17 protein-coding genes and 1 pseudogene are annotated in these 17,583 nt (G+C 67.9%); 7 read left to right on the forward strand and 11 right to left on the reverse strand.

The window, feature by feature from the left end; translation table 11 throughout:
* Positions 1-5 precede the first annotated feature (5 nt).
* Positions 6-125 (reverse strand): annotated as a pseudogene (locus L1892_RS25010) (helix-turn-helix domain-containing protein); the annotation flags it as partial.
* 141 nt (positions 126-266) lie between these two features.
* Between L1892_RS25010 and L1892_RS06555 the strand changes: the two are divergent.
* Positions 267-506: a hypothetical protein gene (locus L1892_RS06555; protein ID WP_235722754.1), complete on the forward strand. Its 240-nt coding sequence runs from the start codon at positions 267-269 to the stop codon at positions 504-506.
* 30 nt (positions 507-536) lie between these two features.
* Here L1892_RS06555 and L1892_RS06560 read toward each other — a convergent pair whose 3' ends face one another.
* The 6 genes from L1892_RS06560 to L1892_RS06585 all read right to left on the reverse strand — a co-directional run bounded on the left by L1892_RS06560 (position 537) and on the right by L1892_RS06585 (position 7,549).
* Complete coding sequence (locus tag L1892_RS06560; protein ID WP_235722755.1) at positions 537-1,277, reverse strand: DUF4191 domain-containing protein; 741 nt, start codon at positions 1,275-1,277, stop codon at positions 537-539.
* Between the two features lie 130 nt (positions 1,278-1,407).
* Positions 1,408-2,466, reverse strand: a complete 1,059-nt coding sequence (gene lipA, locus L1892_RS06565; protein ID WP_372474975.1) for a lipoyl synthase — start codon at positions 2,464-2,466, stop codon at positions 1,408-1,410.
* A 2-nt stretch (positions 2,467-2,468) separates the two neighbouring features.
* Entirely contained in the window at positions 2,469-3,194 is a 726-nt protein-coding gene (gene lipB / locus L1892_RS06570) for a lipoyl(octanoyl) transferase LipB (RefSeq protein WP_235722756.1), read from the reverse strand.
* Positions 3,187-4,071 (reverse strand): TIGR01777 family oxidoreductase, encoded by an 885-nt coding sequence (locus tag L1892_RS06575; RefSeq protein WP_235722757.1) that lies wholly within the window; start codon positions 4,069-4,071, stop codon positions 3,187-3,189. The genes lipB and L1892_RS06575 overlap by 8 nt, the downstream gene beginning before the upstream one ends.
* 6 nt (positions 4,072-4,077) lie before the next feature.
* A complete protein-coding gene (sucB, locus tag L1892_RS06580) occupies positions 4,078-5,856 on the reverse strand; it encodes a 2-oxoglutarate dehydrogenase, E2 component, dihydrolipoamide succinyltransferase (protein WP_235722758.1) in 1,779 nt (592 codons plus the stop codon).
* A 166-nt stretch (positions 5,857-6,022) separates the two neighbouring features.
* Complete coding sequence (locus tag L1892_RS06585) at positions 6,023-7,549, reverse strand: leucyl aminopeptidase (RefSeq protein WP_235722759.1); 1,527 nt, start codon at positions 7,547-7,549, stop codon at positions 6,023-6,025.
* 95 nt (positions 7,550-7,644) lie between these two features.
* On the opposite strand from L1892_RS06585, the gene gcvT reads away from it, so the two are divergent.
* Together gcvT and L1892_RS06595 are read left to right on the forward strand one after the other, a co-directional pair.
* The gene (gene gcvT, locus L1892_RS06590; RefSeq protein WP_235722761.1) at positions 7,645-8,754 is read left to right on the forward strand and encodes a glycine cleavage system aminomethyltransferase GcvT; all 1,110 of its coding nucleotides are present in this window, start codon (positions 7,645-7,647) and stop codon (positions 8,752-8,754) included.
* 62 nt (positions 8,755-8,816) lie between these two features.
* Positions 8,817-9,923, forward strand: a complete 1,107-nt coding sequence (locus L1892_RS06595) for a branched-chain amino acid aminotransferase (RefSeq protein WP_235722762.1) — start codon at positions 8,817-8,819, stop codon at positions 9,921-9,923.
* Positions 9,924-9,944: 21 nt separating this feature from the next.
* Here the strand turns inward: L1892_RS06595 and L1892_RS06600 are convergent, their stop codons facing one another.
* The 3 genes from L1892_RS06600 to L1892_RS06610 are packed head-to-tail and all read right to left on the reverse strand — an operon-like array spanning position 9,945 to position 13,296.
* Positions 9,945-10,721, reverse strand: a complete 777-nt coding sequence (locus L1892_RS06600) for an adenosylcobinamide-GDP ribazoletransferase (protein ID WP_235722764.1) — start codon at positions 10,719-10,721, stop codon at positions 9,945-9,947.
* 10 nt (positions 10,722-10,731) lie between these two features.
* Positions 10,732-12,603: a nicotinate-nucleotide--dimethylbenzimidazole phosphoribosyltransferase gene (gene cobT / locus L1892_RS06605; protein WP_235722766.1), complete on the reverse strand. Its 1,872-nt coding sequence runs from the start codon at positions 12,601-12,603 to the stop codon at positions 10,732-10,734.
* Between the two features lie 3 nt (positions 12,604-12,606).
* The gene (locus L1892_RS06610; RefSeq protein ID WP_235722767.1) at positions 12,607-13,296 is read right to left on the reverse strand and encodes a DUF3043 domain-containing protein; all 690 of its coding nucleotides are present in this window, start codon (positions 13,294-13,296) and stop codon (positions 12,607-12,609) included.
* A gap of 103 nt (positions 13,297-13,399) precedes the next feature.
* Here L1892_RS06610 and L1892_RS06615 point away from each other — a divergent pair, with 103 nt between their 5' ends.
* The 4 genes from L1892_RS06615 to L1892_RS06630 all read left to right on the forward strand — a co-directional run bounded on the left by L1892_RS06615 (position 13,400) and on the right by L1892_RS06630 (position 17,040).
* On the forward strand, positions 13,400-14,491 hold the full coding sequence (locus L1892_RS06615; protein ID WP_235722768.1) for a glycerate kinase family protein: 1,092 nt from the start codon (positions 13,400-13,402) through the stop codon (positions 14,489-14,491).
* Between the two features lie 6 nt (positions 14,492-14,497).
* Entirely contained in the window at positions 14,498-15,469 is a 972-nt protein-coding gene (gene rarD, locus L1892_RS06620; RefSeq protein WP_235722769.1) for an EamA family transporter RarD, read from the forward strand.
* A 116-nt stretch (positions 15,470-15,585) separates the two neighbouring features.
* Positions 15,586-15,945: a HesB/IscA family protein gene (locus L1892_RS06625; protein WP_235722770.1), complete on the forward strand. Its 360-nt coding sequence runs from the start codon at positions 15,586-15,588 to the stop codon at positions 15,943-15,945.
* Positions 15,946-16,050: 105 nt separating this feature from the next.
* Entirely contained in the window at positions 16,051-17,040 is a 990-nt protein-coding gene (locus tag L1892_RS06630) for a carbohydrate kinase family protein (protein WP_235722771.1), read from the forward strand.
* 64 nt (positions 17,041-17,104) lie between these two features.
* Here L1892_RS06630 and L1892_RS06635 read toward each other — a convergent pair.
* Positions 17,105-17,583: IS30 family transposase (locus L1892_RS06635; RefSeq protein WP_235722772.1), on the reverse strand; the 479-nt coding region annotated here is incomplete at its 5' end.

A 17,583-nucleotide genomic window follows, 5' to 3' on the forward strand; every position in this document is an offset into this window, starting at 1 on the left:
AGGCCGAGCTTGTTCTGGAAATGGTGATACAGGGCCCCCGTGGTGACGTCGGCGGCCCCGGCGAGATCACCCACGGTGACCTCTGCATACGGTCGGGCGCCGAACAGTTCGACCGCAGACAGCACCAATCGGCCCTTGGCCGAGGTCGATACCGGAAACCACTATGAAGCTGGAATTCTTACTGGCTCCGACGCGCGACCTACAGGCCTCGCTGAGCCTGTATCGCGACGGATTGGGCTTCGTCGAAAAAGTGGCGAGAAGGCGATATGACTGTGACGCTCGCGCTGCCCGATTCCGATGTCGGGATCATGCTGGACGCAGCCGACCCGGATGCCCCGAGCGGTCCGGTGTTCGCAATCGACAGCGTCGCCGCTTTTCACGCCGACCGGCCGAGTGAACTCGGCGTCGTCGCGGAGCCGTCGGAGATCCCGGACGGTTCGATCGCCGCCTACAGAGACCCGGGCGGTTTCGTCTTCTACGTGTTGGATCAGGCACAGGCCACGTGACGGCGCGTGGGTGACCGCACGCCCCGCGGATCAGCCCTTACGCCGCGCGGTGCGCTGCATCCCGCGGACCTTTGCGTTGCCGGGCATCGGGCCCTTGGGCATGCCCGGCCCCTGCGGATTGCGTCCGCCCAGCGCCGACAACCGACCCTCGAGGGTCTCCATCCGCTTGCCGTCGATGTTCTTGGGCAGCTTGTTGATGTGGCGCTCGAGCTTGTTCAGCGGGATCTGCCCGTCGTCGTTGCCCACCACGATCTCGTAGATAGGGGTGTCGCCGACGACCCGCGCGGCCTTCTTCTTCTCTTGGGCGAGCAGGGGTTTGACGCGGGCGGCCGAACCCTCGCCGACGAGGATGACACCCGGCTTGCCGATGACCCGATGGACGGCGTCGAGATGGGCGTTGCCCGAGACGGCCTGCTTCACCCGCCATTGGCCGCGCATGTTGCCCAACGCCCAACCGGCGGCTCCCGGCTGGCCTTCGGCCCGGGTGTAGACGGTGCGCTGCACGCGACGGCCGAAGAGGATGAACGCGGCGAGCAGGCCCAGGACGATACCGAGGGGCAACAGCAACCACACCGAACCGAACAGCAGGCCGAGCCCGACGAAAATGGCGACGATGAGCACGAACAGGCCGACCATGTACGGGATCAGCCGCTTGTCTTCCTTCCGCTGCATCTGGAAGGCCTGCCACAGTTGCTGGCGACGTTCCTTCGACGCCTGCTTCCGAGCCTTCTTCGCCGCGGCTTTCGCCTCTTTGTCTTGCGCCTTTGCCATGGAGCCCAGTTTACGGCGCCACGCCACCACCCCTCGCAAGGGTTCCTCCGCACGTGGTACGCAGGTCCTCCGGACGCCGCGGAGGCGGAGATGGCCGAGGGACGAACCCAGGGGCCGGTGTCGAGCCCGGTTACCTGCCGGCGAGGCGGGTGAGTAGGCTGGATGCCTCCTGGCTGGCCGAACCCTCGTCGGCGAGGTGCGCCAGCGCGGGGGACAGGTCACGGCCGCGATGTGCCATGGCCTGCGCGTAGAGCCGTCCCGCGCGGTAGGACGAGCGGACCAGCGGTCCGGCCATCACCCCGGCGAAGCCGACCTCGGTGGCGAACTCGGAGTGGTCGACGAACTCCTCGGGCTTGACCCACCGCTCGACCGGGTGGTGCCGCGGCGAGGGGCGCAGGTACTGGGTGATGGTGAGGATGTCGCAACCGGCCTCGTGCAGGTCGACGATGGCCGACTGCACCTCTTCTGGCGTCTCGCCCATCCCGAGGATCAGGTTGGATTTGGTGACCAGTCCGAAGTCGCGGGCCTGGGTGAGCACGTCGAGCGACCGCTCGTACCGAAACGCCGGTCGGATGCGCTTGAAGATGCGCGGCACGGTCTCCAGGTTGTGCGCCAGGACCTCGGGACGGGCCTCGAACACCTCGGCCAGCAGATCGGGTTGGGCGTGGAAGTCGGGGATCAGGTTCTCCACACCGGTGCCCGGGTTGAGGCGGTGGATGGCCCGTACGGTTTCGGCGTAGAGCCACGCGCCCTCGTCGGGCAGGTCGTCGCGGGCGACACCGGTGATGGTGGAGTAGCGCAGACCCATCGCCTGGACGCTCTCGGCGACGCGACGCGGTTCGTCGCGGTCGAGTTCGGCGGGTTTGCCGGTGTCGATCTGGCAGAAGTCGCAGCGACGCGTGCACTGTTCACCGCCGATGAGGAAGGTGGCCTCGCGGTCCTCCCAGCACTCGTAGATGTTGGGACAGCCGGCCTCTTCGCAGACGGTATGCAGGCCTTCGCGTTTCACCAAGCCCTTGAGTTCGGTGTACTCGGGCCCCATGGTTGCGCGGGTCTTGATCCAGTTCGGCTTGCGCTCGATGGGGGTCTGCGCGTTGCGCACCTCGAGGCGGAGCAGTTTGCGGCCGGCCGGCTCGGGGGTGGCCGAGGAACCGTTGGCGGCGGTCGTGTGGTCGGTGGATGAGGACACAGTCACTGCTCCGATGCTACGCCCGTGGTGCTCAGGGCATCCGGGGCGCGATGGTCGTGGTCGAGTGCGTTGGTGATGGCCGCGGCGACAGGATCTATGAACGCGTCGAGGCCCAGTGGTCTGCCGAGTTCGCGGGCCAGCGAGGTGACGCCGGCGTCGGCGATGCCGCACGGGACGATCGCGTCGAAGGCGGACATGTCGGGATCGACGTTGAGTGCGAAGCCGTGCAATGCGACGCCGCGGGCGACGCGGATGCCGATCTGACCGAGTTTGCGTTCGTCGGCCTTCGTGACGCTCGCAGGCGTGTCGACAACCCACACACCTGACCGACCCTCGACGCGGGTCGTCGCGACACCGAGATCTGCGCAGACGGTGATCAGTGCTTCTTCCAGGCGACGGACGTACTCGACCACATCGAGGGGTTCCGCGAGCTTCACGATGGGGTAGCCGACCAATTGCCCCGGCCCATGCCAGGTGATGCGGCCACCCCGGTCGACGTCGATGACCGGCGATCCGTCGGTCGGTCGGTCGGCGTCCTCTGTTCGTTTGCCCGCGGTATAGATCGAGGCGTGCTCGAGCAGCAACAACACGTCGTGGTCGAGGACTCCGTCGGCACGGTCACCGGCCAGTTGATGCTGCAGGTCGTACGCGGTGCGGTAGTCGACGAGTCCGTCGAGTAGTCGGACCTCGATCGGATCGCTCGAGGCGCGGATCGAACCCTCACGCATTGACGTATCCGAGTGCGGTGTCGATGTCGGGATGGCGGAATGAGAATCCATGTTCGGTGAGCACGTCAGGTGCAACGCGCTGACTGAACAGAATCATTTCCTCGGCCATCTCGCCGCCCACCGCCTTCGCCGCGAAGGCAGGCACCTTCAGGACTGTCGGACGATGCATCGAGCGGCCCACGGCCGAGGCGAACTCACCGAACGGCAGCGCACCCGGGGCGCACAGGTTCACCGGACCGCTGATCGAGGATTCGAGCAGGAACGCGATCGCGCGTACCTCGTCGGGCAAGGTGATCCAGGAGAAGTACTGCTCACCGCTGCCGATCGGACCGCCGAGGCCGAACCAGAATATCGGCCGCAGCCGACCCAAGAGACCGCCCTGGCGCGAGAGCACCGGTGCCGTCCGCAGCAGCACCACGCGGGTACTGCTGCCGGCGTTGGCCGTCGCCGCGTGTTCCCAGTCGGTGACCAGGCCGGCGAGGAATCCGCCACCGGCGCCGTCGGCCTCGGTGGCCACGTGACTGCCGGTGTTGCCATAGAACCCGGTCGCCGAAGCGCTGAGAAAGGTGGGCACGCCTGCGGCGGCCACTGCTTCGGCCAGCACCTCGGTGGGCGTGATCCGGGAATCCCGCAACTCCTGCTTGAACCGCCCACTCCAACGCTGGTTACCGACCCCGACACCGCCGAGGCCGATCACCGCGTCGACGCCATTGAGACTCTCCGCTGGGACCCCGAAAGTTTCAGGGTCCCAGCTGAACTCGTCGTCATCGAGTGCCTCGCGTCGCACCAGTCGGACCACCGTGTGGCCGGCCTCGCGCAGTGCGGCGACCACCGCGGTGCCGATCAGGCCCTGCGAGCCGGCGACGGCGATGCGCATCTCGCCCTAGAGTCCCAGATCAGCCGCGAAGCCGCCCTGCTCGAGCCGCTTCTTGATCGTCGTCAGGAAGCGGCCGGCGTCGGCGCCGTCGATCAGACGGTGATCGTAGGTCAACGGCAGGTAGGACATCGAACGCACCGCGATCGACTCCGAGGCGTCGTCGCCGGTGATCACGACCGGACGCTTAACGATCGCACCGGTGCCGAGCATCGCCGCCTGCGGCGGGACCAGGATCGGCGTGTCGAACAGTGCGCCCTGGCTGCCGATGTTGGTGATGGTGAACGTGCCGCCGGCCAACTCGTCGGGCTTCAGGCCGCCGGCGCCCTTGCGGGCGCGGGCCGCGATGTCGGCGATGGCGCGGGCCAACCCGGCGATCGACAGGTCGTCGGCGTTGTGAATGACCGGCGACAGCAACCCCTGCTCGGTGTCCACGGCGATGCCGAGATGCACCTTGTCGTAGTAGGTGATCTCCTTGCGGTCCTCGTCGATCGACGCGTTGACATTCGGATGCGCCTTGAGCGCCTCGACGACGGCCTTGGCGATGAACGGCAAGAAGGTGAGATTCACACCCTCGGAGGCCTTGAAGGATTCCTTGGCCTGCTTGCGCAGCGACACGATCTTGGTCATGTCCACCTCGAAGACCTGCGTCAGCTGCGCGCTGGTCTGCAGCGATTCGCGGGTCTTCTTCGCGGTGATCTGACGGATGCGGTTGATCTTCTGCGTGGTCCCGCGCAGTTCGGCCAACTCCGGCTTGATCTCCGGGGCCGACGACGCCGGCGCCGATGGCGCGGACGCGGCCGGTGACGCCGCCGGTGCCGGCTCGGGAGCCTTCGCCGACTCAGCCGCCGCGAGCACATCCTGCTTGCGGATGCGACCGCCGACGCCGGTGCCCTTGATGGAATTCAGGTCGATGTCGTTCTCGGCAGCCAGTTTCCGGACGAGGGGCGTGACATACGGTGTCGACGACATTGTCTCCGGATCGGCCTTCGACACCGTGACGGTGTCGGACTCGGCGGCCGGGGCCGACTTCTCTTCGGGGGCCGGCTTCGCCTCAGATTTCGCGGGTTCCGGTTCCGGCTCCGGCTCGGGCTCGGTCTTCGCAGGCTCGGGTTCCGGCTCGGGCTCGGACTTCTGAGTCGGTGCCGCCGACGCGTCGCCGATCACTGCGAGCTTCCCGCCGACCTCGATCACGTCGTCTTCCTGAGCGACGATCTCGAGCAGGGTGCCGGCAATCGGCGCGGGGATCTCGGTGTCGACCTTGTCGGTGGACACCTCGAGCAGCGGCTCGTCGGCCTCCACGCTGTCGCCGACGGACTTGAGCCAATTGGTGACGGTGCCCTCGGTGACGGACTCGCCGAGTTCGGGCATCACCACATCGGTGCCCTCGGCCGACCCGCCGCCCTGGGTGGACTCCGCGGACGGCTTCTCGGCAGGCGCCTCGGCCTCGGTGGAGGGGGCCTCGTCGGCCTGCTCGGGTTCACCGGCGTCGGTCGGCTCGTCGCCACCCGCCGAGTCGTCACCGCTCGAGTCGTCACCGGCCTGCTCATCGGCGTCGCCGATGAGGGCGAGTTCCCCGCCGACCTCCACCACATCATCTTCTTGCGCGATGATCTTGGTGAGCACACCCGAAGTAGGCGCAGGGATCTCGGTGTCGACCTTGTCAGTGGAGACCTCGAGCAGTGGTTCGTCGGCCTCGACCGTGTCGCCCTCCTCCTTCAGCCACCGGGTCACTGTTCCCTCGGTGACGCTTTCACCCAGGGCGGGCATTTCGACGGAGAAGGCCATCGTTGTTGACTCCTGAACTCGAGGTGTTGTCGTTGGTCTGCGCGCCGCGGTGTGTGCGCCGTCGGTGCACCGAGACGGGCTGAGGCGGGTGAGCCGACCGTCCCCGATCACCCTACCCAAATCGCGTCACACAGATGTGGTGTGGCCGGACTTGTCTGTGCGGCGGTCAGCCGTCGGCCGCGATGTCCTCGAGGACGCGCGCGATGGTCCGGACGGGAACGCCGGTGCCGCCCTTGGGGGTGTAGCCCCACGCGCCGCCGGTGTTGAATGCCGGTCCGGCGATGTCGATATGCGCCCACGCAACCGACTCCGGCACGAATTCTTTGAGGAAGATGCCGGCCGCGAGCATCCCGCCGTTGCGATGATTGGTCACGTTGGCGAGGTCGGCGACCCGTGATTTGAGGTCGGCGCGGAGCTCGGTGGGCAGGGGCATCGCCCAGGCGTTCTCGCCGACCTCCCGCGACAGCGCGGCAACCCGATCGCGGAACTCGTCGGTGCCCATGACCCCCGGCGTACGCGCGCCGAGCGCCACCATCTGGGCGCCGGTGAGGGTGGCGGTGTCGATGAGGTAATCCGGTTCGTCCTCGCACGCGCGGACGATGGCGTCGGCGAGGATCAGCCGGCCTTCGGCGTCGGTGTTGAGGACCTCGACGGTGGTGCCGCCGTACTGGGTCAGGACGTCGCCGGGGCGCTGGGCGGTCGACGAGGGCATGTTCTCGGCCATGGGCACCGTGGCGGTGACCGACACGTCGAGGTCGAGTCGTGCGGCCAGGATCGTCGCGGCGATGACGGCGGCCGCGCCCCCCATGTCCGAGGTCATCGCATCCATGTTGGCGGCGGGCTTGATCGAGATGCCGCCGGTGTCGAAGGTGATCCCCTTGCCGACCAGGGCCACCTTCTTGGCGCCCTTCTTGCCGGCGTGGCTGAGTCGGACAAGCCGCGGCAGGCGCGAGGAACCCTTGCCGACACCGATGATGCCGCCGTAGCCGGCCTTCTCCAGCGCGGTGTCGTCGAGCACCTCCACCTTGAGTCCGACCGAACTGCCCAGGCGGCGGGCCCGCTCGGCGAATTCCTCGGGGTAGAGGTGGCTGGGCGGGGTATTGACGAAGTCTCGTGCGATCGCCACGGCGTCGGCCACCGCGGCGGCGTGCTCGAGGTCAGACTTGGTCGCCTTGTCCTTGTCGTCGCTGAGCAGCGTGATGCGTGTCGGGGGTGTCTTCTTGGGCTGGGTCTTGTCGGACCGGAAGGTGTCGAAACGGTAGGCGCCCAGGAAGAGTCCCTCGGCGACGGGTTGCAGCTGCAGCGTCGACAACGTGGTGGCGACGGTGCCGACCCCGTCGAGTTCGCGGATCACCACGCCCGCGGCCTGACGCAGCCGTTCAGCATCGTCGACGTCGGCGGATTCGCCGAGCCCCACCGCAACCACCAGGTCCACCGGCAGTCCGTCCGGTGCGGGGAGACGGGTGACCTCCCCATGCGCACCGGTCGCTCCGAGTCGGCCGACCGCCGTGGCGATCGCGTCGGCCTGCGCGTCGTCGAGGATGCCGTCGCCGATGACCAGGGTCGGTTCGGTGTCGGTGTCGGTGTCGGGCTTGATGAGACCGATCACCAAAGCGTCATCCGACTTGCCGAGAGAGGTTGCCACTGCCAGTTCCGGGCCGCGCACGCGGTCGATGCTGTCGTTCTTGCTCACGGCGTCAACTCTAGTCACGTCGACTCGGGTCACGCGGAGTCCGGCGACGTCGATGTCGACGCGGTTGTCGCCGCGAGGACCCTAAGGTTGTCGGTATGACCGAACTTCTCGCCGGACCGATCGCCGACCGTCACACTGCCCTCGGTGCCACTTTCGCGGCCTTCGGTGGCTGGCACATGCCGGTGTCCTACGCGGGCACCGTCGCCGAGCACACAGCCGTACGCGAATCGGTGGGCCTGTTCGACGTGAGTCATCTGGGCAAGGCGGTGGTGGCCGGGCCGGGAGCGGCGGAACACGTCAACCGGGTACTTACCAACGACCTCGCCAAGATTGGTCCCGGAAAAGCTCAATATACGTTGTGCTGCAACGACTCCGGTGGAGTCGTCGACGACATGATCGCCTACCTCGTCAGCGACGACGAGGTGTTTCTGATCCCGAATGCGGCGAATACCGCGGCGGTGGTCGCGCAACTCTCGGACGCGGCGCCCGCCGGGGTGACGATCACCGATCAGCACCGCGACTTCGGGGTGTTCGCAGTGCAGGGCCCGAAGTCTCCGGATGCGGTGGCCGAGCTGGGGCTGCCCACGGAGATGGAATACATGGCGTTTGCCGACGCGGAACTGTCCACCCCCGACGGCGCGGTGCCGGTACGGGTGTGTCGCTCCGGCTACACCGGGGAACGCGGCTTCGAGATACTGCCGCGGTGGACCGATGCCGGCCCGGTGTTCGACGCGTTGCTGACGGTGGTGCAGCGACTCGGTGGATCGCCGGCCGGGCTGGGTGCTCGGGACACCCTGCGCACCGAGATGGGCTACGCCTTGCACGGTCACGAACTGAGCCCGGAGATCAGCCCGGTCCAGGCGCGGACCGGGTGGGCGGTCGGTTGGACGAAGCCGGAGTTCGTCGGGCGTGAGGCGCTCAGTGCCGAGAAGGCGGCCGGACCGGCGCGACGTCTGTACGGACTCAAGGCGACCGGCCGGGGAGTACCGCGCGCCGACTGCCGTGTTCTGGCCGAATCCGGCGGTGCCGACATCGGCGTCTGCACCTCCGGGACGTTCTCACCGACCCTCAAGCAGGGCATCGCGTTGGCCCTGTTGGCCACCGATTCCGGGGTGGGCAAGGGCGATCAGGTGGTGGTCGACGTCCGGGGTCGCGACCTGGCATGTGAAGTCGTCATCCCACCGTTCGTCACCTCGCACGTCTGAGGCGCGGCGTCGCCGTTGACGGCCGCGGTAATCCGTTTGCCGCCCGGCGGTACGATTGGCCAATGACCTTGCAGTTCACGCGTACCGAACATCCCCACCCGGTGTCGGAGAACCGTCGTGCGGAGATCCTCACCGCACCCGGTTTCGGCAAGTACTTCACCGACAACATGGTGATGGTCGACTACGACGTGGACCGCGGATGGCACAACGCGCAGGTGCGCCCGTACGGGCCGATCGCGCTCGACCCGTCGGCCATGGTGCTGCACTACGGCCAGGAGGTGTTCGAGGGGCTCAAGGCCTACCGGCAGCCCGACGGGTCCATCGCGGCCTTCCGGCCGGAGTCCAACGGACTGCGCCTGCAGCGTTCGGCCGAGCGGCTGGCGATGCCGCCGCTGCCGGTGGACGACTTCATCGCCTCCCTGCGTGTGCTGCTCGACGCCGACAACGAGTGGGTGCCCGCCGCCGGCGGCGAGGAAGCGCTCTACCTGCGCCCGTTCATGTTCGCCTCGCAGGCCGGTCTCGGTGTCAACGCACCGTCGGCGCAGTACATCTACTCCGTGATCGCCTCTCCGGCCGGCTCGTACTTCACCGGCGGTATCAAGCCGGTTAGTGTCTGGCTGTCCACCGAGTACGTGCGGGCTGCGCCCGGCGGCACCGGATTCGCCAAATGTGGCGGCAACTACGCCGCCGCATTCCTGGCGCAGGCGCAGGCAACCGCGCACGGCTGCGATCAGGTCGTCTGGCTCGACGCGGTGGAACGTCGCTACATCGAGGAGATGGGCGGCATGAACCTGTTCTTCGTCTTCGGATCCGGGGCCGACGCCCGCCTGGTGACGCCCGAACTGACGGGGTCGTTACTGCCGGGAATCACCCGGGATTCGTTGTTGCAGTTGGCCACCGACGCCGGCTTCACCGTCGAGGAACGTCGCATCAGCACCGAGGAGCTGCGCAAGGGAGTCGCCTCCGGCGACATCACCGAGGTCTTCGCATGCGGCACCGCGGCCGTTATCACGCCGGTCGGCCGGGTGAAGGGCGACACCGAGGACTACCTGATCGGCGACGGCGCGGCCGGCGAGGTCACCCAGGCGTTACGCGACACACTGACCGGCATCCAGCGGGGCACCTTCGCCGACACCCACGGCTGGATGACGGAGTTGTATCGCCGCTGAGTCGGTGCCCGGTGGTCGGTCTCAGATGAGTAGGCCGATCACCGCGATCGCCACGCCCACCTCGGTTCCCGCCCCGAGGACGTCACCGTTGATACCGCCGATCCGGCGGGCGCAGTGGGCGGTACCGAACCAGCCGAACGTCACCACCACTGCGACGACGGCCACTGCCCAGCCCGCCGCCGGGAAGTCGAGACCGTCGGCCTGCCATCCGACGCCGATGGCGCCCACCACTGCTGCGGCCGCCCACACGGCGATCGACATTCGCTGCGTGCCGGCGACCAGGGCACCGAACCCTTCGGCACGCGCCGGGTGCAGTCCGCGGCGTGCACCGATGACGGCGACCAGTCGACCCAGCGCAATCGCGTAGGCCAGTTCATACCAACGGTGCTGGTCGGTCAGCGCGCCGAACCCGACCGCCTGAATCGCGAGCACCACGACGATCGACGCCACGCCGAACGGCCCCGAAGACCCGCTCCTCATCACCTCGACGACGCGGTCGGGCGGCCCGTAGCAGCCGAGCCCGTCTGCGGTGTCGGCGAGGCCGTCGATGTGCATCCCCCTGGTGAGCAGCGCCAACGCCGCCACGATCAGGAGCCCGATCAGCGCGGTGGGTAACTCGGTGAACGACAGCGCCGCGGCGAACGCGGCACCGAGTGCGCCCAGGGTGACCCCGACCACCGGCACCGCGGCCATCACCGCAGCCCCCACCCGTCGGTCCATCGCCACCGCGGGCTGAGGAAGTGGGACGACGGTGAGCCAGCTCAGCGCGACGTGGACAGCCCGGACCGGGGACGGCATGATCGCCCGGTCAGCGGGTCACGGCGACTGCTGTGGGTGACGGCTCGCCGGGCGCTGTCGCAGACGGCGAGTCGGTAACGGTCGGCGACGCGTCGCGGTCGCTGACGCCCGCCTCGTCGAAGGTCGCCATCGTGGACAGGATGTCGACTGCCGACGCCACGAGGGGGAGGGCGGCCAGCGCGCCACTGCCCTCGCCCAGGCGCATGGACAGGTCCAGCACGGGTTCGAGGTCGAGATGATGCAGCGCGATGGTGTGTGCCGGTTCCACCGAGCGGTGTCCGGCCAACCACCACCGTGATGCGCCCGGGGCGAGTTCGGCAGCCACCATCGCAGCAGCGGTGACGACCATCCCGTCGAGGATGACGGGGGTCCGGCGCACCGCCGCCTGAGCGAGGAATCCGGCCAGCGCGGTGAGGTCGGCTCCGGCCACCGAGGCCAGCAACGACAACGGATCGTGCACATGGCGTCGCGCGCGGCGCATCCCGTCGCGGATCGCCGCAGTCTTGCGAATCCATCCGGCGTCGTCGATTCCGGTGCCCCGTCCCACGATCTCTACGGGTTCACGGCGCGACAGCGTGCCGATCAGCACGGTCGCGGGGGTGGTGTTGCCGATGCCCATCTCGCCGCCGATCAGCAGATCAGCACCCGAATCCACCAGTTCGTCGGCGATCGCCCGTCCGGCCGCGAGGCTCGTGCGGGCCTCGGCGAGAGACAACGCGTCGGTGGTGGTGAGATCGCCGCTGCTGCGGCGCACCTTGAACCGGGACACATCGGGTGCGGTGTCGGCGTCGACGGACATGTCGAACACATGCACCGTGGCGCCGGAACGTCGGGCCAGTACGTTCACGGCCGCGCCGCCACCGGCGATGTTGGCGACCATCTGGGCAGTCACCTCTGGCGGGAAGGCCGAGACCCCGGAACGGGCGACACCGTGGTCGCCGGCGAACACCGCAACCGTCGGCGCGCTGAGCGGACGCGGCGGACACACGCCTTGGCACGACGCCAGCCACACCCCGATGTCCTCCATACGGCCCAGCGAGCCGGCCGGTTTGGTCAGGGTGAGGTGCCGTTCCCTGGCCGCGCGCGCGATGCCGAGATCCGGAGTGGCCACGGTTTCGAAGACCTCGGCATCGGTGGGGTCGACCGAACTCGACTTCTGTGCTGCCGTCGTGGGATTCGCACCGGGTTCGGCTGGGGTTTCAGGCTTCGTGCGTTCCGGTCGGCCGGGTGCCGGCCGAGGGGCATGTGGGGAGGGTGGGGAGGAGACGACGGGGGTGACCGGGGTCGGCGCGGCGGCTGCGGCGGTGGCGGGTAACTCGACCACGCGCCCCGCGACGACCAGCACCACCCGATCACACGCGGCGGCGACAGCCTCGTTGAGCGTGCCGAGTTCGTCCTGAAAGCGGCGTCCGGCAGGGGTGGGTGGCACCAGCGACAACCCGGCCTCGGGGCTGATGATCACCAGGTCGCCGGTGAACGACGCGATCGCGGCACACAGGGTGGCGCGCAACTCGGCTAGGTCCACCGGTTCGGGACCCCATCCGCCGAGTTCGTCGAGTTCGGCGGCGAGCCACGCCCCGAGGTCGTCGATCAGCGTCGGGGTGTGCGGGTCGGATCGCAGCGCGCCGCCGATGTCGATGGTCTCGAGAGTCGTGTACCGCTCATCGCGCCGTTGGCGGTGCGCGGCGACACGTGCCACCCACTCGGCGTCGGTCGATGTGGTTGGACCGGTGGCGAGATATCGGACCTCGGTGTGCGCGCGCAGCAGCGACTCACCGTGCCCGGACTTGCCCGATCGCACCCCACCCAGGACGAGAGTGCGCACGCCGGCGCGAGTGGGCTGCGAGTTCACCTCACCGGGCGAGGACCCCCGTGACACCACCGATCAGACCTCGTCGCCCGGCGACACCTGCGGTTTGGGGGCACGCATCATCCGCAACTGCATGGCACGGGTGAAGGAGTACCAGCCCAGCCGAAAGCCGGTCTGCGAGGAATCGGTGTCGGGATAGCGCTCTCGGACACGGCGGTTCACCAGCCGACCGAGGACCACGGCGTCGATGGCCATGAACAGCACGAACACCAGCAGCACCATGTTGGCGTAGACCGCGAGCTGCGGGACGAACATCACCACGATCAGTGCGATCGCGAACGGCATGAACAGGCCCGCGAAATTGCGGCGGGAGTCGACGATGTCGCGCGCGAAACGGCGCACCGGACCCTTGTCGCGCGGCATCAGGTACCGCTCGTCACCGGCCATCATCTTCTCGCGCTGTTCGTTGCGCTGTGTGCGTCGATCGTCGGCGAGTTTGCGTTTCTCGTCCTTCGACAGCGTCGACTTCAGGGCCTTCTTGCGCGCACGTGCTTCCGAGCGGTTGGTGGGCGGCGGTGCCACCGGGCCGCGTCGTCGGCCTTCGGCCTGGCGTCGCGACGGGGTCGCGCGGCCTTTGCCCGGGGTATAGGCGCTGCCTTTGGAGTCGGGTTCTTCGGTGAGGGATGCACCGGCTTCGGTGGCCTCGGACGCCGCATCGTCGGTGCTCGTGGCGGCGTCGTCGTCTGACTTCCATGGCAACTTCACACCATCGAGCCTAGGCGATTCCGTGCTGCCGAGGTTTGCCGACCTCCCTATACTTCGTGCGCATGAGAGCACGCCTCGGACAGCAACCGTTTCGGCAGGCGACATGCGCGTACTGATCGCACCGGACTCGTTCGGGGACACGCTGTCGGCGGTGGCGGCGAGCCGGGCCATCGCGCGAGGATGGTCTGCTGCCAGACCGGCCGACGACGTGCGTTGCGCTCCGCAATCCGACGGTGGACCGGGCTTCGTGGACGTCTTGGCCTCGCGTCTGGGGACCATGCGCACCGCGACTGTGGCCGGCCCACTCGGCGCGGCGGTCGATGCCCGGTGGCTGCTCGACGATTCCGAGTCGCGTCCGGTCGCCTACATCGAATGCGCGCAGGCGTGTGGGCTCCATCAACTCGGGGGCCGGCCGACGCCGCGTACCGCGGTGTCAGCAGACACCACCGGGGTCGGCGAACTGATGGTCGAAGCACTCGGCGCGGGCGCGGCGACGATTGTGGTTGGTCTGGGTGGGTCGGCGACCACCGACGGTGGACGCGGGATGATCGACGCGCTCGGCGGTGCTCGGGAGGCGGCGGCGCGATTGGCCGACGTGTCTCTGGTGGCGGCGTCGGACGTGGAGAACCCGTTGCTCGGGCAGTGGGGAGCGGCGTCGGTCTTCGGGCCGCAGAAAGGCGCCGACCCCGCCACAGTCGAGCTCCTCGAACGCCGGATGACCGATCACAACGCGACACTGACCACCATCGCCGGCCGAGATATCTCGGTGGAGGAAGGTGCGGGAGCCGCGGGCGGCCTCGGGGCCGCTCTGCTCGCGCTGGGCGCACGACGGATCTCCGGTGCGACCGTGGTGGCCGATGCGACCGGCCGCGCCGCGGATGTCGAGGCCGCGGGCTTGGTGATCACCGGCGAAGGGAAGTTCGACTCGCAGACGCTGCGCGGCAAGGTGGTCGCCGCCCTCACCGCAGCTGCGACCGCGGCCGGAATTCCGACAGTGGTGTTCGCCGGTCAGGTGGCGTTGACGTCGGATGAGATCGCTGCGGCCGGGATCGCCGGTGCGCATGCCATCGTCGACATCGCCGGTTCGGTGGAGGTGGCGATGAACGACGCCGACCATCAGTTGACTCGACTCGCAGAGCAGGTTGCGGCGCAGTGGTCGGAGGGGGATGTCGAACGCGGGTCGCGCGGTGCGTGACCGGCCGTGAGCGGCGATGCGGCCCTCACTGCCTCCGACCGATCCGCGCGGCGCTCGAGCGACCATCTGACCGGCGCCCTCTGCGCCCTCGGTGCCTACGCGCTGTGGGGATTCCTACCGCTGTACTTCGTCCTTCTCGAACCCACCGGACCGTGGGAGGTGGTGGCCTGGCGGATACTGTTGTCGCTGGTCTTCTACGCGGTGCTGGTCCCGCTCTCGGGCGGTTGGCCCCGGCTGCGTGGGATCCTGCGACAGCCACGACTGCTGGGCGCGACCGCGTTGGCCGGGGTGCTGATCTACCTGAACTGGCAAATCTTCGTGATCGCCACGTACACCGGCCACGTGATCCAGATGAGTCTGGGGTACTTCATCAACCCGATCGTGACCGTGATCCTCGGCGTGCTGGTGTTGCGGGAACGGCTGCGGCCGCTGCAGTGGGTCGCGGTGGTATTGGCGGTGCTGGCGACGCTCGTCATCGTGCTGGGGTACGGCGCGTTCCCATGGTTGGCCGTGGGCGTGGCGTTCTCGTTCGGGTTCTACGGGTTGGTGAAGAAGACGATCGGCGCAGACGTCGACGTCACCAGTGGACTGACGTGCGAGTCGTTGTGGCTGGCCCCGCTGGCGATCGGACAACTGGTGGTGGTGGCGCTCACCACCGGCTTGACGTTCGGTTCGGCCGGACCCGGTCATGCGGTCCTGCTTGCCATGGCCGGTGTGGTGACGGCCGCGCCATTGATGTTGTTCGCGGCGGGCGCGCGCCGGGTGCCGCTCGTGGTGCTCGGCATCGCCCAGTTCGTCACCCCGACGATGCAGCTGATGATCGGTGTGGCGATCCTCGACGAGCCCATGCCGCCGGAACGATGGGCCGGGTTCGCGATCGTCTGGATCGCGCTGGCCATCTTCACCACCGACGCGGTCATCGCGAGCCGGAGACGAACCACTGACGGTGTGCCGGGACCGCCGATTCGGCAGGAATAGAGTCGGACGAGGTACCGTTGAAGCGAGCACGTGGCCCAACAGTGGGCCGGAGTTGACTTCGGCCCGGTCGGACCCCGACAGCGCAGGACCTCCATCCGAGACATACAGGAGCATCGATGACCGTTCAGAACGAATCCGGAACCGCCACCACGACCGGTGTCCTTCTGACCGACGCAGCTGCCGCCAAGGCGAAAGGCCTGCTCGAGCAGGAAGGTCGGGATGACCTCTCGTTGCGGATCGCCGTTCAGCCGGGCGGGTGCGCGGGACTGCGCTACCAGCTGTTCTTCGACGACCGCAGCCTCGACGGTGACCTCACCGACGATTTCGGCGGCGTCACCCTGGCGGTGGACCGCATGAGCGCACCCTATGTGGGTGGCGCCACCATCGACTTCGTCGACACCATTGAGAAGCAGGGATTCACCATCGACAACCCGAACGCGACCGGCAGCTGCGCCTGCGGCGACTCGTTCAACTGATCGACCGAACCTTTCACACATCGACCGCATCTCCTGCCTCACGGGGGTGCGGTCGATGTCGTCTGCGCGGCTGGGTAGCGTGGACTGCTGTCCAACTCCTGCGGAATGAAGGGCCTTCCACACGTGGCAACCGTTGTCTGTGGCTCCATCGCGACCGATCATCTGATGACCTTCCCCGGAAAGTTCTCTGAGCAGCTCGTCGGCGATCACCTCGAGCACATCTCGCTGAGCTTCCTGGTGGAAGACCTGGTCGTGCGACGTGGCGGGGTGGGCGGCAACATCGCGTTCGCGATGGGTGTGCTCGGCGGTGACCCACAACTGGTGGGTGCGGTCGGCGCCGACTTCCACGACTACCGTCAGTGGCTCGAAGCGCACGGGGTCGATTGTTCGTCGGTACGGATCTCCGACACCCAGCACACGGCGCGGTTCATGTGCACCACCGACCAGGCGATGGCGCAGCTGGCCAGTTTTTACCCGGGTGCGATGAGTGAGGCGCGCGAGATCTCGCTGGCCGGGGTCTTCGAACGGACCGGTACTCCGGAACTCGTGTTGATCGGCGCCGATGATCCCGAGGCGATGATTCGGCACACCGAGGAGTGCCGACGGCTCGGCGTCCCGTTCGCTGCCGACCCCTCACAGCAACTCGCCCGGCTCGACGGCGAGCAAGCCCGCGCACTGATAGACGGCGCAACGTACCTGTTCACCAACGAATACGAATGGGGTCTGCTGCGGCAGAAGACCGGCCTGTCGGAGGCCGATGTCGCCGAGATGGTCGGTGTGCGGATCACCACGCTCGGCAAGGACGGGGTCGAGATCGTGGAGAAGGACGGCACCAGGACACACGTCTCGGTTGTGCCGGAGACCGAGAAGGTGGACCCGACCGGTGTCGGCGACGGCTTCCGGGCCGGTTTCCTCACCGCCCTCGACAAAGGCCTCGGCTTCGAACGTTCCGCGCAGATCGGTTCGATGATCGCCGTGTTGGTGCTCGAGACCGTCTCCACCCAGGACTGGACCTGGGATCGCGACCTCGCGCTCAAGCGCATCGGCGAGGCCTACGGCGACCCGGCCGCCGACGAGATCGCCGCCGCACTCTAGCTCCCTGACGCGCCCAGCACAGTAGCCGACAGAACCCACAAAATCGCCGAGAGAAACGGCGGATTCAACCGGTCGCTGCAACAGGATCGGACGGGTCTGATCGTAGTAGCTCGTCGAGTTTGGCGGCGGGCGTGAGCCAGCCGTGTCGTTTGCGGGGTCGGGCGTTGAGTTCTGCGGCGACGTTGTCGAGGATGCCGGGGCCATGCTCTGATAGGTCTGTTCCTTTCGGAAAGTATTGACGCAGAAGGCCATTGGTGTTCTCGTTCGATCCGCGTTGCCAGGGACTGTGCGGATCGGCGAAGTAGATCGGCAGCCCGGTCGCCTCGGTGATCGCGGTATGTAGTGCCATTTCGCTGCCGCGGTCCCAGGTCAACGAGCGGCGCAGGATCTCGGGGATCTGCGGGACCGCGGCGCTCATCGCGGTGGCGACGGTCTGGGCGGTGTGATCGCCAGGCAGGTGTAGCAGCATCACGAAACCGGTGGTTCGCTCGACGAGCGTGCCGATGGCCGAAGCGCCATGTGCGCCGATAATCAGATCGCCTT

The sequence above is a fragment of the Gordonia tangerina genome (genome assembly GCF_021556435.1).
Lineage (GTDB): Bacteria > Actinomycetota > Actinomycetes > Mycobacteriales > Mycobacteriaceae > Gordonia > Gordonia tangerina.

Bases quoted from the DNA above. Each gene is read 5' to 3' on its own strand.
- L1892_RS06560 (WP_235722755.1), bottom strand. From the start codon at position 1,277: ATGGCAAAGGCGCAAGACAAAGAGGCGAAAGCCGCGGCGAAGAAGGCT.
- L1892_RS06630 (WP_235722771.1), top strand. From the start codon at position 16,051: ATGAAGGGCCTTCCACACGTGGCAACCGTTGTCTGTGGCTCCATCGCG.
- L1892_RS06615 (WP_235722768.1), top strand. From the start codon at position 13,400: ATGCGCGTACTGATCGCACCGGACTCGTTCGGGGACACGCTGTCGGCG.
- L1892_RS06600 (WP_235722764.1), bottom strand. From the start codon at position 10,721: ATGCCGTCCCCGGTCCGGGCTGTCCACGTCGCGCTGAGCTGGCTCACC.
- L1892_RS06595 (WP_235722762.1), top strand. From the start codon at position 8,817: ATGACCTTGCAGTTCACGCGTACCGAACATCCCCACCCGGTGTCGGAG.
- L1892_RS06555 (WP_235722754.1), top strand. From the start codon at position 267: ATGACTGTGACGCTCGCGCTGCCCGATTCCGATGTCGGGATCATGCTG.
- L1892_RS06625 (WP_235722770.1), top strand. From the start codon at position 15,586: ATGACCGTTCAGAACGAATCCGGAACCGCCACCACGACCGGTGTCCTT.
- L1892_RS06575 (WP_235722757.1), bottom strand. From the start codon at position 4,071: ATGCGCATCGCCGTCGCCGGCTCGCAGGGCCTGATCGGCACCGCGGTG.
- gcvT (WP_235722761.1), top strand. From the start codon at position 7,645: ATGACCGAACTTCTCGCCGGACCGATCGCCGACCGTCACACTGCCCTC.
- sucB (WP_235722758.1), bottom strand. From the start codon at position 5,856: ATGGCCTTCTCCGTCGAAATGCCCGCCCTGGGTGAAAGCGTCACCGAG.
- lipB (WP_235722756.1), bottom strand. From the start codon at position 3,194: ATGCGTGAGGGTTCGATCCGCGCCTCGAGCGATCCGATCGAGGTCCGA.